Origin of the sequence: Streptomyces cynarae (assembly GCF_025642135.1) — a bacterium.
Lineage (GTDB): Bacteria > Actinomycetota > Actinomycetes > Streptomycetales > Streptomycetaceae > Streptomyces > Streptomyces cynarae.
Map to the genome: position 1 here is coordinate 5,162,004 of NZ_CP106793.1, position 14,852 is coordinate 5,176,855.

The window sequence follows — 14,852 nt, forward strand, 5'->3', positions numbered from 1 at the left end:
GGGTGCTTTCGGCTCTGGGAGCGCGGCGGCCGCTGGTGGCCTCGACTCTTCGGTCAAGCGCTGCGACACGGCGCCGACCGGCATCGCTGTCAGCGACCACTGGCTCAGGTTCACAGTGCCGCCCGGGCTGACGCCGGACCCGCAATTCGACGGGCAGCCGGCAAGGATCCAGGTCCACCGCGTCCGGCCGGTGTACGCCCACGGCAAGTGCTCAAGCGTGCCCAGTCGCGCAACAGTGCTGATCCACGGCCGCAGCTTCCCCGGCCCGCCGGTATTCGACCTGCGACACCGCGCCCCCGGCGGCGGGACGCTCAGCACACAGAGGGTCCTCGCCCGGGCGGGAATCGACACCTTCGCCCCCAGCCTGCTCGGCTTCGGCCGCTCCACACGGTTCAACACCGGCCTCGACGATCCGGGCAACGCCAGCCTCAGGCCCTTCCTTCCCGACGGCAGCTGCGCCCACCCCGAGGGCTGCGACCGCAGCCACATCCCGATCTTCCCGCTCGACCAGCAGGGGACACTGCTGTTGAACAACCCGCTCGACGGGCAGCGGCGCGCGCACTCCAGCAACCATCGCTTCGGCCGCACCGATCTGTGGGTTCGCGACATCCGCCAGGTCATCGACGACGCCATCGCACGAGCGAAGCCGTCGGACGGCAAGGTCACCCTGGTCGGCTGGTCTTTCGGCGGGCAGCTCGTCGCCCGGACGCTGTATGCGGCCAACCCGGTCCTTCCCGACAGCGCCGCCGTCATCGCGAAGGTCGACCGCGCCGTGTTCCTGGATTCGTTCTTCGGCACACCGACCGAGGAAGTAATGCCACCAGGGGGCTTCACGTCCTTCCCGGTGGCCCTGAACCCCCTGGCGCAGATCGGCGGGGCCTGGGTGATGCCACCCGGGCGTGACGCTGCCTGCACCGGGCACATCGTCCCCGACAGTCCGGAGCAGTTCCGGGCGCAGAACGTGGAGGAGGACCGCCTGGGGAGCACCTGGGGAGGGGACGACCCCGACCACCCGACCGGCTTCGTCCGCTCGCCGACGTTCTCCAGCTACGGATGGAACACCACCGTCGCGCAGCAGTTGACCACGCCCGCTCTGGTCATCCACGGTCTGGACGACACGCTCGCTCCACCGAGCAACTCCACCGCCATCTACAGCAATCTTCCGGTGGCGAACAAGGTGCTGGTACAGGTTCAGTGCGCGAGCCACGCCCTGCACCTTGAGGGCTGCTCCGGCCCGCGGTGCACACCGGAGGCGGGAACGCCTTATGGCGGGCGTCCTGGCCACCCCTGGTTCGGCCCCCATGCCACGTTCCAGGCAGCGACGGTCGAGTGGATCAAAAACGGGACCTTCGACGGCGCCGCGCGCGGACACTTCATCGTCAACGAGAGCGGCGTGGCGCACCCGGCCGGAACCACGAGCGGCCCCACACGCTGAGATGTCGGTTCCGGTTCGGACGTGTGGCTGGTCCGGCGACCGCGGCCGGAGAACCTCGACGAGACCAGGACTGTCCCCGCCAGCCGAAGAAGGCTGCCGTGGCAAAGCCATGAAGCTACCAGCCGGTTAATTGCTCCGTGATGTCCGAGTCAGGGCACCGTGGCCGAAACAGACCGATCACATGAATCGAGGAATCACAAATGGAGCGTCGTGCCATGTTCAAGGGCGGAGCCGCCGCATTCGGCGCGCTCGCCATTACCGCCGTCACGAGCGGCGGCAGCCTGACGGAAGCAGCCCAGGCGTATCCGGGCCTGCTCCCGGACCCGGCTACGGCCCCGGTGCCGAACTCCGGGCGGCCCCACTGCGCCGTGTCACACGACCCGCTCCCGGACCCGGCCGCGACCCCCGTACCCAACCCGCCCTTCCCCTGCAATTTGACCCGCGCCGAGCGGCAGCACCTGGAAACTTTCGACGAGGCGGACTTCGTCGTCTTCTCCCATCAGGACTGGGCCCGCTTGGGCGAAAGCCACGCGAAGAACGTTCGCGTGCACTGGCCCGACGGGCACTACACCGACGGCCTGGACAGACACATCGAGGACGCCAAGGCCTTGTTCGTGTGGGCGCCCGACCTATCGATCGAGTCGCACCCGCTGCGGGTGGCCAAAGGCGAGCTGACCGCGGTCACCGGGGTGGCTCATGGCACCTTCACCCGCCCGATGCCGGACGGGAAGGGCGGCTTCATCCAGCCGACCGGCAAGAGGTTCTCGATCAACTTTGCCACCGTCGCAATCTGGAACCGGCAAGGCACCATGGACGAGGAATTCCTGTTCTATGACCAACTGACCTGGAATCGGCAGATCGGCCTCGCCTGACATTCGAGCCCGACATGTGCTGATGGATCATCGGCCAGGTGCCGTTCCTCTTGCGGAACACGCGTGTGGCGCGGGACCAGCTCTCGACCGGTGTGCCGTCGGGCAGCTCCGCGGGCACGCGGTTGAGTCCACGGCACGCCCCGGACGGCATCAGTCCTCATCCCCACATCGGCCCGACCGGCCGCTCCCTCTCCCCGCCGGGCCGGTTCCTCGTACGCTGACGCCATGTCGTCGCCCCGCAGGACCTGCCCCGAGTGCCGTCGGGACATCGCCGTCGTCGCGGGGCGGTTCGCGCGCCACGATCCGCCGGGGGCGCGGAGCAGCGGAGCGCTCGTCTCGTGTCCCGGGTCCCGTCGGCTCGCGCAGGCCGACGCCGCGCAGCCCACCCTCGACGGGTACGCCGTGCCGGAGTTCCCCGGTCAGCTTCCGCTCTTCTGAGGCCGGTCTCCAGGCCCGCCTTCTGCACCCCTCTGCCGACCGACGTCCCGTCAGGCCTGCCGGACGTCCATCCGGCTCACCAGGCCCTCCGCGTCGAAGCTGTACACGTGCTCGACGGTGTCCGCCGCCCACTCGTCGCCGGTCTCCGTGCGTCTCCCGGGCCGTACGGTGGCGACCACCGCCTCGCCGTCGTCGTCCGGGCGCAGGCCCTCCAGACGTACCAGCGGGTGGCCGGAGGCGAACTGGCCTGCCCAGTACGCGCGTACCTCCTCGTGGCCGTGGAGTCGTACGCCGTCCAGGACGTTCGGCCAGTCGACGTCCCGGGACAGACAGTGCGGGACGAACGCGTCCCGTTCGTCGGTGGCGAACACCTCGTACATCCGCGTCAGCAATGCCGCCCGCGACGGCGCGATCCCCTCCGGCATCCCCGCCCCGCTCAGTTTCCGGCCACCGACTTCACCGCCACGGACACCGGGGTCGAACCGCTGATCAGCTCCAGCGTCAGACCGGCCGTCGCCGGGGTGTCGACGAGTTCCGCCAGGACCGCCGCCACGTCGTCGCGCGGGACCGCGCCGCGTCCGGTGTGCGCCTCCAGGCGGACCAGGCCCTTGCCGGCGTCACCCGTCAGGGAGCCGGGGCGCAGGATCGTCCAGTCCAGGGACTTGTGGGCGCGTACGTAGGCGTCGGCCTCGCCCTTGGCGCGCAGGTACACGTCGAAGACCTCGTCGCCCGGGTGTTCGGGGTCGGCGCCCATCGACGACACGACGACGAACCGGCGCACACCCGCCCGTTCCGCCGCGTCCGCGAACAGGATCGCCGCGTCGCGGTCCACCGTGTGCTTGCGGTCCGCACCGCTGCCCGGGCCGGCACCCGCCGCGAAGACGGCCGCGTCGGCTCCCCGCAGGTGTGCCGTGACCTCCTCCACGGACGCCGACTCCAGGTCGCACACGATCGGCTCGGCGCCCGCCTCCCGCAGATCGTCGGCCTGTTCCGCCCGGCGGATGACCCCCGCGACCTCGTCACCGCGCGCGGCGAGCAGCCGCTCCAGCCGCAGCGCGATCTGACCATGACCTCCAGCGATGACAATGCGCATGTTTCCGACCGTACGCCCCGACGGGGTCTTTTGCCCCACGACTCCCACGACTTCACGCACAGCGGAGCGTGCCTTACCACCACATGCAACGACCGCACGTCGGGGCCGAGTTGTCCCCGCCGTCACGACGGGTCCGCCCGGCCCTGCCGGGGCAACTCCAGCGCCACCGCGGCCGAGTCGCAGTACTCCCGCACCGCGCTCGTACGAGCCACCAGGCGCCCCCGGTGGATCACCACCCGGCTGTAGGCCAGCGACAGGGCGCCTGCCAGCCCGTCGGCGCGCACCGCGAGCAGTTCCGCCGGGAAACCCGCCTCCACGCGCACCTCCGGCAGCCCGAGGGCCGCCCGCGCCGACGCGCTCACCATGTCGTACGCGTCCTCGGCGGACAGCCCGTACCGCGACGCCAGCAGGTAGGCCGCCTCCAGCGGGTCTCCGCGCCCGACCGGGTTCGCCGGGTCCCTCAGTGCCCCGCTGCCCGCCGCGACCCGCACCCCGGCCGACCGCAGCAGGCGCACCGGAGCCGTGCCGCGCCGGCCGGCGGCGCCGCAGCCGCCCTGCGGCAGGCAGACCACGGTGACCCGGGCGGCGGCGAGCCGGTCTGCGACGCGGGCGGCCGTCCCCGCCGGGAGGCGCCCGAGGCCGCCGCACGGTCCGAGCGTCACCCCGGGCCGCAGGCCGCCCGCCATCGCCGCGAGCCGGGACAGCCGCACCGGATCGCGGGCGTCCGTGTGCAGGTCGACCGGGCAGCCGAACTCCGAGGCGATCTCGAGGACCGCCTCCACGTACCCGATGGGATCGGGGTCCGCGTCCGGGCAGCCGCCCACCACCGTTGCGCCCATCTTCACCGCGTCCCGCAGCATCGCGAGCCCGTCCGCGCCGGCGAGCCCGGTCAGCGCCCCCGGCATCGCCACAGCCGTCAGCTCGACGAGCCCGCACAGCGAGCGCCGCGCCCGCAGTACGGCGGCCAGCGCGTCCAGCCCCGGTACGTCACCGATCCGCACGTGGGAGCGCAGGGCCGTCGCGCCGTGCCCGAGTTGCAGCAGTGCGGCCTCGGTGGCGCGACGCTGGACCTCCTCCGGATGGGGCGCCTGCGGTCCGGCGCCGCCCGCACCCTGGACGTCGCCCGTGCCGTCGGCGGACAGGGCCGTGTCGCAGTGGGCGTGCGGCTCGGCGGGGGCGGCAGGAGGAGATAGCCGCGCAGGTCGACGCGGGCGCCGACGGCACCGGTCGCCAGGCTGCCGGGCGTGCCGACGGCCTCGATGCGACCGCATCCGAGTCGTACGTCCACCGTCCGGCCGTCGGTGAGCCGGGCCCCGCACAGCAGCAGGGCGGCCGCGTCGGCTGGTACCGAGGGCGGGGGCGGGAAGCGGGGCGGCTGCGGTCGGCTGTCGGGCATCGCGCTCCTGTGGTCCACGGCACCAAAGGCAAGATCACGCAGGGTGAGTCGAGCCTAGGGTTGCGACCCGGCCGGGGCGGGGAGGAGCGCAATAGTCGTACCGGGGGTGTGGTGCGTGGGGGCGCCGGGAACAGTCCGGACGGGGTGCCGCGAAACGGATTTGGGCGAACGGCAGGCGACCGTGTAATGTCTTCATCGCTCGCCCCAATAGCTCAGTCGGCAGAGCGTCTCCATGGTAAGGAGAAGGTCTACGGTTCGATTCCGTATTGGGGCTCTGATGGGAGAGGTTCCCGCCGCGAGGCGGGGCCCGATCGCATCGCAGCGGTGTAGCTCAGTCGGTAGAGCAAGCGGCTCATAATCGCTGTGTCACCGGTTCAAGTCCGGTCACCGCTACTCACAGTAGCCGATTGCGGGGTCGGTCCTTCGATCGGCTACTCTTTCTTGCGTTAATTTCGTCTATCCGTTCGTCAAGGAGCACTCACGTGGCTGCCACCGACGTCCGCCCGAAGATCACGCTGGCCTGCGTGGAGTGCAAGGAGCGGAACTACATCACCAAGAAGAACCGGCGCAACAACCCGGATCGTCTTGAGCTGAAGAAGCACTGCCCGCGTTGCAACGCGCACACCGCGCACCGCGAGACGCGCTGATCCGGACTCATCAGCGAGGCCGTCCCCTACAGCAGGGGGCGGCCTCGTGTCGTTTCGGCCCGCGCGGCGCATGTTCGTTGTCAGATGCGACGATGTGGGCGGTCCGTCGGCCCGGACCGTCCGAGGACCGGGCGGCTCGTCCAGCGCGGTCAACCACAGCACACACCAGGAGGTGCCGAGCCCATGGCGCTCGACCAGTCCTTCGTGGGGCGGTCCTACCCGCCCACCGACCCCTATGAGGTCGGCCGGGAGAAGATCCGTGAGTTCGCGGAGGCCATCGGGGACGCCAACCCGGCCTACACGGACCCGGAGGCCGCCAAAGCGCTCGGTCACCCCGATGTGATCGCCCCGCCGACGTTCGTGTTCGCGATCACGTACAAGGCCGCGGGCCAGGTCGTCGAGGACCCGCAGCTCGGCCTTGACTACAGCCGGGTCGTACACGGCGACCAGAGGTTCGTCTACACCCGCCCGGTCCGCGCCGGCGACCTGCTCAGCGTCACCTCGACCATCGAGTCGATCAAGAGTCTGGCCGGCAACGACGTCCTGGACATCCGCGGCGAGGTCCACGACGAGGTCGGTGAGCACGTGGTGACAGCCTGGACCAAGCTCGTCGCCAGGGCGCCGGAAGAGGGGGAGTGAACCGGATGACCGCGAAGATCGCGTACGACACCGTCGAGGTCGGCACCGAACTGCCGGCCCAGACCTTCCCCGTGACCCGCGCCACGCTCGTGCGGTACGCGGGCGCCTCCGGGGACTTCAACCCGATCCACTGGAACGAGAGGTTCGCCAAGGAGGTCGGCCTGCCGGACGTCATCGCGCACGGCATGTTCACCATGGCCGAGGCGATCCGTGTGGTGACCGACTGGACGGGCGACCCCGGCGCGGTCGTCGAGTACGGCGTCCGCTTCACGAGGCCCGTCGTCGTCCCCGACGACGACCAGGGCGCCCTCGTCGAGGTCAGCGGCAAGGTCGCGGCCAAGCTCGACGACAACACGGTCCGCGTCGACCTCACGGCGACCAGCGGCGGCCAGAAGGTGCTGGGCATGTCGCGAGCGGTCGTACGGCTGGCCTGACCCGCGGTCGGGGCGTTCGGTGAGGGGCGCTCGCCATTGTGGGCGCCTCTTACGTCGTGCCGGGGCTGTCGGTGCCGTCTCGTAGTCTTGGGCGCGTGCAGGAACTCCACGACGCCCCGCTCGCCCCGCTGACCACCTTCCGGCTGGGCGGCCCCGCGCACCGCCTGATCACCGCCACCACCGACGCCGAGGTGATCGAAGCCGTCCGCGAAGCCGACGACTCCGGTACGCCACTGCTGCTGATCGGCGGCGGATCGAACCTGGTCATCGGCGACAAGGGCTTCGACGGCACCGCCCTGCGCATCGCCACGAAGGGCTTCTTGCTCGACGGCACGAAGCTGGAGCTGGCCGCGGGCGAGGTGTGGACCGACGCCGTCGCCCGCACGGTCGAGGCCGGGCTCGCCGGTATCGAGTGCCTGGCCGGAATCCCGGGCTCCGCGGGCGCGACCCCGATTCAGAACGTCGGGGCGTACGGCCAGGAGGTCTCCTCCACGATCACCGAGGTGATCGTCTACGACCGCAGGACCCGCGAGACGGTCACGATCCCGAACGCCGAGTGTGCGTTCTCGTACCGCCACAGCCGCTTCAAGGCCGAGCCCGACCGGCATGTCGTCCTGCGCGTCCGCTTCGAGCTCCAGGACGCCGACGGACTGTCCGCGCCCCTCCGGTACGCCGAGACCGCCCGCGCCCTCGGCGTGGAGCCCGGCGACCGTGTTCCGCTGGCCGACGCCCGCGAGACCGTGCTGAAGCTGCGTTCGGGGAAGGGCATGGTCCTGGACCCGGAGGACCACGACACCTGGTCGGCGGGCTCCTTCTTCACCAACCCGATCCTCACGGACGGGGACTTCGCCGCGTTCCGCACCCGCGTGAAGGAGCGGCTGGGCCAGGACGCGGAACCGCCCGCGTACCCGGCGGGGGAGGGGCACACCAAGACGTCGGCGGCGTGGCTGATCGACAAGGCGGGCTTCACCAAGGGGTACGGCACCGGGCCCGCCCGTATCTCCACCAAGCACACCCTGGCCCTCACCAACCGCGGCGGCGCCACCACCGAGGACCTGCTCGCGCTGGCCCGCGAGGTCGTGGCCGGCGTGCGCGAAGCCTTCGGGATCACGCTGGTGAACGAGCCGGTGACGGTCGGCGTTCGCCTCTGAGCCTGACCGGTCGGGCCCGACGGGCGGTAGCGGCCGTAGCGGCCGTAGCGCTGCTCAGGCAGCGGACGAGCCGGGTCCGCTCAGCCAGTCGTCGACGCCGGCCAGCAGTTTCGCCTTCACGTCCTCCGGGGCCGCCGAACCCCGCACCGACTGACGGGCCAGTTCCGCCAGTTCCTCGTCCGTGAAGGCGTGGTGGCGGCGCGCCAGTTCGTACTGGGCCGCGAGTCGGGAGCCGAAGAGCAGGGGGTCGTCGGCGCCCAGGGCCATCGGGACGCCCGCCTCGTACAGCGTCCGCAGCGGGACGTCCTCCGGCTTCTCGTACACCCCGAGGGCCACGTTCGACGCAGGGCACACCTCGCAGGTCACGCCCCTGTCGGCGAGGCGCCGGAGCAGGCGCGGATCCTCCGCGGCCCTGACGCCATGGCCCACACGGTTCGCGTGCAGGTCGTCCAGGCAGTCGCGCACCGAGGCCGGGCCCGTCAGCTCGCCCCCGTGCGGGGCCGACAGCAGGCCGCCGTCGCGGGCGATGGCGAAGGCGCGGTCGAAGTCCCGGGCCATGCCCCGCCGTTCGTCGTTCGACAGGCCGAAGCCGACCACGCCCCGGTCGTGGTAGCGGACCGCCAGGCGGGCCAGCGTGCGTGCGTCCAGAGGGTGCTTCATGCGGTTCGCGGCGACCAGGACCCGCATGCCGAGGCCCGTCTCCCGCATCGCCGTCTCCACCGCGTCCAGGATGATCTCCAGCGCAGGGATCAGACCGCCCAGGCGCGGAGCGTACGACGTCGGATCGACCTGGATCTCCAGCCAGCCGGAGCCGTCCTTGACGTCCTCCTCCGCGGCCTCGCGCACCAGCCGCTGGATGTCCTCGGGCTCCCGCAGGCACGAGCGCGCCGCGTCGTACAGCCGCTGGAAGCGGAACCAGCCCCGCTCGTCCGTCGCCCGCAGTCTCGGCGGTTCGCCACTGGTCAGAGCTTCGGTGAGCGCCTCCGGCAGGCGCACGCCGTACTTGTCGGCCAGTTCCAGCAGGGTGGCGGGCCGCATCGATCCGGTGAAGTGCAGGTGCAGATGGGCCTTCGGCAGCCGAGAGAGATCACGCTCGGCAGCATCACGTACGTGCTCCATTCCAGGATCCTGCCGCACGCCCCCGCCGCCCCGGTAGCGCTTTCCCCGAACGTGGTCTTGCTCGCACACGCGAACGGGCCGCCTCCCCGAGGGGAAACGGCCCGCACACGCGCGTGAAAGGGCGCGGGGACCTCAGTCCCGCGCCTCCGCCAGCAGCTTCTGGATCCGGCTCACGCCCTCGACCAGGTCCTCGTCCCCGAGCGCGTACGACAGCCGCAGGTAGCCCGGAGTGCCGAACGCCTCGCCCGGGACCACCGCGACCTCGGCCTCCTCCAGGATCAGGGCGGCCAGCTCCACGGTGTCCTTCGGGCGCTTGCCGCGGATCTCCTTGCCGATCAGAGCCTTCACCGACGGGTAGGCGTAGAAGGCGCCCTCCGGCTCCGGGCAGAGCACGCCGTCGATCTCGTTCAGCATCCGCACGATGGTCTTGCGGCGCCGGTCGAAGGCCTCGCGCATCTTCGCGACGGCGTCCAGGTCGCCCGACACGGCGGCCAGCGCGGCCACCTGGGAGACGTTCGCCACGTTCGACGTGGCGTGCGACTGCAGGTTCGTCGCCGCCTTCACGACGTCCTTCGGGCCGATGATCCAGCCGACCCGCCAGCCCGTCATGGCGTACGTCTTCGCCACGCCGTTGACCACGATGCACTTGTCGCGCAGCTCCGGCAGGAGCGCGGGCAGCGACACGCGGGCCGCGTCGCCGTAGACCAGGTGCTCGTAGATCTCGTCCGTCAGCACCCACAGGCCGTGCTCGACGGCCCAGCGGCCGATCGCCTCGGTCTCGGCCTCGGTGTAGACCGCGCCGGTCGGGTTGGAGGGGGAGACGAACAGGACGACCTTCGTCTTCTCCGTGCGGGCCGCCTCCAGCTGCTCGACGGAGACGCGGTAGCCGGTCGTCTCGTCCGCGACGACCTCCACCGGGACACCGCCGGCCAGCCTGATCGACTCGGGGTACGTCGTCCAGTACGGAGCCGGGACGATCACCTCGTCGCCCGGGTCGAGGATCGCGGCGAAGGCCTCGTAGATGGCCTGCTTGCCGCCGTTGGTGACAAGGATCTGCGAGGGGTCCACCTCGTAGCCGGAGTCGCGCAGCGTCTTCGCGGCGATCGCGGCCTTCAGCTCGGGCAGGCCGCCGGCCGGCGTGTAGCGGTGGTACTTCGGGTTCTTGCAGGCCTCGACGGCCGCTTCGACGATGTAGTCCGGCGTCGGGAAGTCGGGCTCACCGGCGCCGAAGCCGATCACCGGGCGCCCGGCGGCCTTGAGGGCCTTCGCCTTGGCGTCCACGGCGAGGGTGGCGGACTCGGAGATCGCCCCGATCCGGGCGGAGACCCGGCGCTCGGTGGGAGGGGTTGCAGCGCTCATGGGGCCCATGGTTTCAGACAGGAAACGCGCCCGGCACGGGGGTTTCACAGACTGAACAGGAACGGATCCACGGCTGAACAACTGTCCGGATTCGCGCCCCGGACCGGCCGATCTTTCACAGGCAAGACACCTACGGGCGCTTTCTGTTCGACGCCCGGCCGCGGAACACGTACACTCTCACCTCGTTGGCCTTCAGCGGTCGCGACCGGCGGTGCACACCGAGCATCCGGCCGGATGCGGTACGTTGGGGTACACACAAAGGGTCGTAGCTCAATTGGTAGAGCACCGGTCTCCAAAACCGGCGGTTGGGGGTTCAAGTCCCTCCGGCCCTGCTACACACTCCTTCACCAGGAAGTGTGCGGACAGTACGTACGTATTGCACTAGCCGTGCGGCTCCACCGGGCGCGGCACGGCCACGACCCGGGAAATCAGGTGAGGACGAGTGACGGACGCCGTGGGCTCCATCGACATGCCTGACGCCCAGGACGAGGTGCAGGAGTCGAAGAAGAAGGCCCGTAAGGGTGGCAAGCGAGCCAAGAAGGGCCCGCTGAAGCGCCTTGCCCTCTTCTACCGCCAGATCATCGCGGAACTCCGCAAGGTCGTCTGGCCGACCCGTAACCAGCTGACGTCGTACACCACCGTGGTGATCTTCTTCGTCGCGATCATGATCGCCCTGGTGACCCTGATTGACTATGGGCTCAACCACGCCGCCAAGTACGTCTTCGGCTGAGCCGAGAGCGAAGGACGCCGTCGTGCCCGGCGTCCCTTTCGCATGTTCCACCCCTATGTATCCAGGAAGAAGCAGCCACCGTGTCTGACCCGAACCTGAACGACGCCATGGAGCCTCGCGGGGAGGCCGTCGAGTCCGTGGATGACGAGCTCGACATCGTCGAGGGCGCGGACGAGGTCGACGAGGCCGAGGCTGCCGAAGCCGCCGCGGGCGAGTCGGCCGAGGAGACCGCCCTGCACGTGGAGGGCGAGGACGAGGCCGCGTCCGAGGACGCCGAGGCCGAGGGCGAGCCGGAGTCCGAGCTCGACCCGGTCGAGAAGCTGCGCGAGGAACTGCGCTCGCTGCCCGGCGAGTGGTACGTGATCCACACCTACGCCGGCTACGAGAAGCGGGTGAAGGCGAACCTGGAGCAGCGTGCCGTCACGCTGAACGTCGAGGAGTACATCTACCAGGCCGAGGTCCCCGAGGAAGAGATCGTCCAGATCAAGAACGGCGAGCGGAAGACCGTCAAGCAGAACAAGCTGCCCGGTTACGTGCTCGTCCGCATGGACCTGACGAACGAGTCCTGGGGCGTCGTCCGCAACACGCCCGGTGTCACGGGCTTCGTCGGCAACGCCTACGACCCCTACCCGCTGTCCCTCGACGAGGTCGTCAAGATGCTCGCCCCGGAGGCCGAGGCCAAGGCCGCCCGCGAGGCCGCCGAGGCCGAGGGCAAGCCGGCCCCGCAGCGCAAGGTCGAGGTCCAGGTGCTGGACTTCGAGGTCGGCGACTCGGTCACCGTCACCGACGGCCCGTTCGCCACGCTGCAGGCGACCATCAACGAGATCAACCCCGACTCGAAGAAGGTCAAGGGCCTGGTGGAGATCTTCGGCCGCGAGACGCCGGTCGAGCTCTCCTTCGACCAGATCCAGAAGAACTAGTTCCGTCTGGTTCCTCTGGCGCACCAGCCACCGGCCAGGTCAGACCGGCTCACGCTGTGGGGCCGTCTGACCTGTCGGTTTTTGGCCGTGCACCGGTACCCGTTATCGTTGTGCGGTATGCCTCCATCCGGATGATCCGGGCGATCATGGACAAGGATGGCGGCGGAAAACTCTCACTAAGGACCCGGAGAGAGCTATGCCTCCCAAGAAGAAGAAGGTCACGGGGCTCATCAAGCTCCAGATCCAGGCCGGTGCGGCCAACCCGGCGCCGCCGGTCGGTCCGGCGCTGGGCCAGCACGGCGTCAACATCATGGAGTTCTGCAAGGCCTACAACGCCGCGACCGAGTCGCAGCGCGGTTGGGTCATCCCGGTGGAGATCACGGTCTACGAGGACCGTTCCTTCACCTTCGTGACCAAGACTCCGCCGGCCGCCAAGATGATCCTCAAGGCCGCGGGCATCGAGAAGGGCTCCGGCGAGCCGCACAAGACCAAGGTCGCCAAGATCACCGAGGCGCAGGTCCGCGAGATCGCCCAGACCAAGATGCCCGACCTCAACGCGAACGACCTGGACGCGGCCGCGAAGATCATCGCCGGCACCGCGCGCTCCATGGGCGTCACCGTCGAGGGCTGAGCACCTCCCTTGTAGAACCATGCGGCTACGGCCGCACGTGGCAGGGCCTGCTCGGCCCGTACCACGACTCCTTCAGAACCCACAGGAGCAGTTGTGAGCAAGCGCAGCAAGGCTCTCCGCGCTGCGGACGCCAAGATCGACCGGGAGAAGCTGTACGCCCCGCTCGAGGCCGTCCGTCTCGCCAAGGAGACCTCCACGACCAAGTTCGACGGCACCGTCGAGGTCGCCTTCCGTCTGGGTGTCGACCCGCGCAAGGCCGACCAGATGGTCCGTGGCACCGTGAACCTCCCGCACGGCACCGGTAAGACCGCCCGGGTCCTGGTCTTCGCGACCGGTGACCGTGCCGAGGCCGCTCGTGCCGCGGGCGCCGACATCGTCGGCGCCGACGAGCTGATCGACGAGGTGTCGAAGGGCCGTCTGGACTTCGACGCCGTCGTCGCCACCCCGGACCTCATGGGCAAGGTCGGCCGCCTCGGCCGCGTGCTCGGTCCCCGTGGTCTGATGCCGAACCCCAAGACCGGCACCGTGACCCCGGACGTCGTGAAGGCCGTCAACGACATCAAGGGCGGCAAGATCGAGTTCCGTGTCGACAAGCACTCGAACCTGCACTTCATCATCGGCAAGACGTCCTTCGACGACACCAAGCTGGTGGAGAACTACGGCGCGGCGCTGGAGGAGATCCTCCGTCTGAAGCCGTCGGCCGCCAAGGGTCGCTACATCAAGAAGGCCGCGGTCAGCACCACGATGGGCCCCGGCATCCCGGTCGACCCGAACCGCACCCGCAACCTCCTCGCCGAGGAGGACCCGGCAGCGGTCTGAGCCTCGAGCTCACCCCAACCGGTTACGGGCCCCGCACCTTCCAGGTGCGGGGCCCGTCGGCGTCTGAGAGATGGGGCACATGCCGTTTCGCCGGAGGTGCATGCCGAACCCCCTGGGCCGGAGTTAGCGTGAAGATCACGGAGCGCACCAGGGGGGAACGTATGAAGGACGGCATCTTCAGGCGCGGGATCCTCCCGGTCGCGGTGGCCCTGACCCTGTCCGCCCTGACGGCGTGCAGCCACTTCGGCGACGGTGACTCCTCCCGGCGCTCCGCGGAGCCGTCCGGCGGCCGGGCCGCCCACGTCGACCCACGGTCGTCGGCGGCCCTGCGAGCCGTCGAGAAGGCCACCGAGAAGGCCGGCTCCGCGCGGGTCGAGTCCACGACGTCCATGGGCGGGATGCTCGCCCTGGAGACGGGCGGCCTGCTCGGCTGGGCCGGCGAGTCGGTGGGCACGCTCCGGATCACCTACACGGGCGGACAGCTCGCCGAAACGATGCGCGCGTTGGGCAGCACGTCGATGGAAGCCCGGCTGCTGCCCGACGCCTACTACGCGAAGGTGGGCGACGCGTTCGCCCGGCGCCTGCACGGCCGGCACTGGATCAGGTACGCCTACGACGACCTGGCGTCCCTGCCGGGCGGCTCGGGGGCGTATCTCACGGACCAGTTGCGCAACACCGCGCCGCTTCAGCCGGTCAGGCTGCTGCTCGCCTCCGGGGACGTGCGCAGGGTGGGCGAGGAGTCGGTGCGCGGGCGCCGCACCACGCACTACTCGGGCACGGTCACCCCGGCGTCCCTCACGGGAGCCCTCAGAGAGCAACTGGAGCAGGCCGGCGTCACCGAGGAGACGGTCGACGTCTGGGTCGACGACCACGACCTGCTGGTCAAGAAGACCGAGCGGGGCGAGCTGTCCAGCGGCCGGATGTCCTCGACGGCGTACTACCGGGACTACGGCACGAAGATCTCGACGACGAAGCCGCCGACGGCGGACACGGCAGACTTCAAGGACCTGATGAAGACGCAGGGCTCATGACGGACGACCGTGGGCGACTGCCGACCGTGGATCTCGCCGGCGGCGCGGGGGAGGCCCCCGGGGGAGCCGAGCCGCAGGAGCCGATTTGCTTGACGGCGATCCGGTCCCGTACTCTCCTACAGAAGCCAAAGACCGCTG

At 70.2% G+C, this 14,852-nt stretch carries 17 protein-coding genes, 3 tRNA genes and 1 pseudogene; 15 read left to right on the top strand and 6 right to left on the bottom strand.

The window, feature by feature from the left end:
• Window positions 1-217 precede the first annotated feature (217 nt).
• Both N8I84_RS23680 and N8I84_RS23685 read left to right on the top strand, forming a co-directional pair.
• Window positions 218-1,435 (top strand): alpha/beta fold hydrolase, encoded by a 1,218-nt coding sequence (locus N8I84_RS23680; protein ID WP_263231393.1) that lies wholly within the window; start codon window positions 218-220, stop codon window positions 1,433-1,435.
• A 200-nt stretch (window positions 1,436-1,635) separates the two neighbouring features.
• Window positions 1,636-2,307 carry an ester cyclase gene (locus tag N8I84_RS23685; RefSeq protein WP_263231395.1) on the top strand — a complete coding sequence of 224 codons (672 nt, stop codon included), beginning with the start codon at window positions 1,636-1,638 and terminating at the stop codon, window positions 2,305-2,307.
• On the opposite strand, the gene N8I84_RS23690 is transcribed toward N8I84_RS23685, so the two are convergent.
• Entirely contained in the window at window positions 2,204-2,458 is a 255-nt protein-coding gene (locus N8I84_RS23690) for a nuclear transport factor 2 family protein (protein ID WP_263231397.1), read from the bottom strand. The genes N8I84_RS23685 and N8I84_RS23690 overlap by 104 nt on opposite strands.
• A gap of 74 nt (window positions 2,459-2,532) precedes the next feature.
• Between N8I84_RS23690 and N8I84_RS23695 the strand changes: the two genes are divergently transcribed.
• Window positions 2,533-2,745, top strand: a complete 213-nt coding sequence (locus tag N8I84_RS23695) for a hypothetical protein (protein WP_263231399.1) — start codon at window positions 2,533-2,535, stop codon at window positions 2,743-2,745.
• Window positions 2,746-2,795: 50 nt separating this feature from the next.
• Here the strand turns inward: N8I84_RS23695 and N8I84_RS23700 are convergent, their stop codons facing one another.
• From N8I84_RS23700 to N8I84_RS23710, 3 genes and pseudogenes are all read right to left on the bottom strand, one after another.
• A complete protein-coding gene (locus N8I84_RS23700) occupies window positions 2,796-3,170 on the bottom strand; it encodes a nuclear transport factor 2 family protein (protein ID WP_263231401.1) in 375 nt (124 codons plus the stop codon).
• A gap of 11 nt (window positions 3,171-3,181) precedes the next feature.
• Complete coding sequence (locus tag N8I84_RS23705) at window positions 3,182-3,838, bottom strand: SDR family oxidoreductase (protein WP_263231403.1); 657 nt, start codon at window positions 3,836-3,838, stop codon at window positions 3,182-3,184.
• Between the two features lie 122 nt (window positions 3,839-3,960).
• Window positions 3,961-5,234 (bottom strand): annotated as a pseudogene (locus tag N8I84_RS23710) (amidohydrolase family protein).
• Window positions 5,235-5,435: 201 nt separating this feature from the next.
• Between N8I84_RS23710 and N8I84_RS23715 the strand changes: the two are divergent.
• The 6 genes from N8I84_RS23715 to N8I84_RS23740 all read left to right on the top strand — a co-directional run bounded on the left by N8I84_RS23715 (window position 5,436) and on the right by N8I84_RS23740 (window position 8,105).
• Window positions 5,436-5,508 (top strand) — tRNA-Thr (locus tag N8I84_RS23715).
• A gap of 46 nt (window positions 5,509-5,554) precedes the next feature.
• Window positions 5,555-5,627, top strand: a tRNA-Met gene (locus N8I84_RS23720).
• A gap of 89 nt (window positions 5,628-5,716) precedes the next feature.
• Window positions 5,717-5,881 (top strand): 50S ribosomal protein L33, encoded by a 165-nt coding sequence (rpmG, locus tag N8I84_RS23725; RefSeq protein WP_067397031.1) that lies wholly within the window; start codon window positions 5,717-5,719, stop codon window positions 5,879-5,881.
• A gap of 183 nt (window positions 5,882-6,064) precedes the next feature.
• The gene (locus N8I84_RS23730; RefSeq protein ID WP_263231404.1) at window positions 6,065-6,520 is read left to right on the top strand and encodes a MaoC family dehydratase N-terminal domain-containing protein; all 456 of its coding nucleotides are present in this window, start codon (window positions 6,065-6,067) and stop codon (window positions 6,518-6,520) included.
• A 5-nt stretch (window positions 6,521-6,525) separates the two neighbouring features.
• Complete coding sequence (locus N8I84_RS23735; protein WP_263231406.1) at window positions 6,526-6,954, top strand: MaoC family dehydratase; 429 nt, start codon at window positions 6,526-6,528, stop codon at window positions 6,952-6,954.
• A gap of 95 nt (window positions 6,955-7,049) precedes the next feature.
• A complete protein-coding gene (locus tag N8I84_RS23740) occupies window positions 7,050-8,105 on the top strand; it encodes a UDP-N-acetylmuramate dehydrogenase (protein WP_263231408.1) in 1,056 nt (351 codons plus the stop codon).
• A 54-nt stretch (window positions 8,106-8,159) separates the two neighbouring features.
• Here the strand turns inward: N8I84_RS23740 and N8I84_RS23745 are convergent, their stop codons facing one another.
• Together N8I84_RS23745 and N8I84_RS23750 are read right to left on the bottom strand one after the other, a co-directional pair.
• Window positions 8,160-9,224: an adenosine deaminase gene (locus N8I84_RS23745; RefSeq protein WP_263231410.1), complete on the bottom strand. Its 1,065-nt coding sequence runs from the start codon at window positions 9,222-9,224 to the stop codon at window positions 8,160-8,162.
• Window positions 9,225-9,356: 132 nt separating this feature from the next.
• Entirely contained in the window at window positions 9,357-10,583 is a 1,227-nt protein-coding gene (locus tag N8I84_RS23750) for a pyridoxal phosphate-dependent aminotransferase (RefSeq protein WP_263231412.1), read from the bottom strand.
• A 259-nt stretch (window positions 10,584-10,842) separates the two neighbouring features.
• On the opposite strand from N8I84_RS23750, the gene N8I84_RS23755 reads away from it, so the two are divergent.
• The 6 genes from N8I84_RS23755 (at window position 10,843) to N8I84_RS23780 (ending at window position 14,714) form a co-directional block, all read left to right on the top strand.
• Window positions 10,843-10,915, top strand: a tRNA-Trp gene (locus N8I84_RS23755).
• Window positions 10,916-11,025: 110 nt separating this feature from the next.
• Window positions 11,026-11,313 carry a preprotein translocase subunit SecE gene (gene secE, locus N8I84_RS23760; RefSeq protein ID WP_055493151.1) on the top strand — a complete coding sequence of 96 codons (288 nt, stop codon included), beginning with the start codon at window positions 11,026-11,028 and terminating at the stop codon, window positions 11,311-11,313.
• A gap of 80 nt (window positions 11,314-11,393) precedes the next feature.
• The gene (gene nusG, locus N8I84_RS23765) at window positions 11,394-12,233 is read left to right on the top strand and encodes a transcription termination/antitermination protein NusG (protein ID WP_200418806.1); all 840 of its coding nucleotides are present in this window, start codon (window positions 11,394-11,396) and stop codon (window positions 12,231-12,233) included.
• A gap of 196 nt (window positions 12,234-12,429) precedes the next feature.
• Window positions 12,430-12,864, top strand: a complete 435-nt coding sequence (gene rplK / locus N8I84_RS23770) for a 50S ribosomal protein L11 (RefSeq protein ID WP_023547415.1) — start codon at window positions 12,430-12,432, stop codon at window positions 12,862-12,864.
• A 93-nt stretch (window positions 12,865-12,957) separates the two neighbouring features.
• Window positions 12,958-13,683 carry a 50S ribosomal protein L1 gene (gene rplA, locus N8I84_RS23775; protein WP_263231414.1) on the top strand — a complete coding sequence of 242 codons (726 nt, stop codon included), beginning with the start codon at window positions 12,958-12,960 and terminating at the stop codon, window positions 13,681-13,683.
• A 161-nt stretch (window positions 13,684-13,844) separates the two neighbouring features.
• Window positions 13,845-14,714, top strand: a complete 870-nt coding sequence (locus N8I84_RS23780; RefSeq protein ID WP_263231415.1) for a hypothetical protein — start codon at window positions 13,845-13,847, stop codon at window positions 14,712-14,714.
• The last annotated feature ends 138 nt before the right edge of the window (window positions 14,715-14,852 follow it).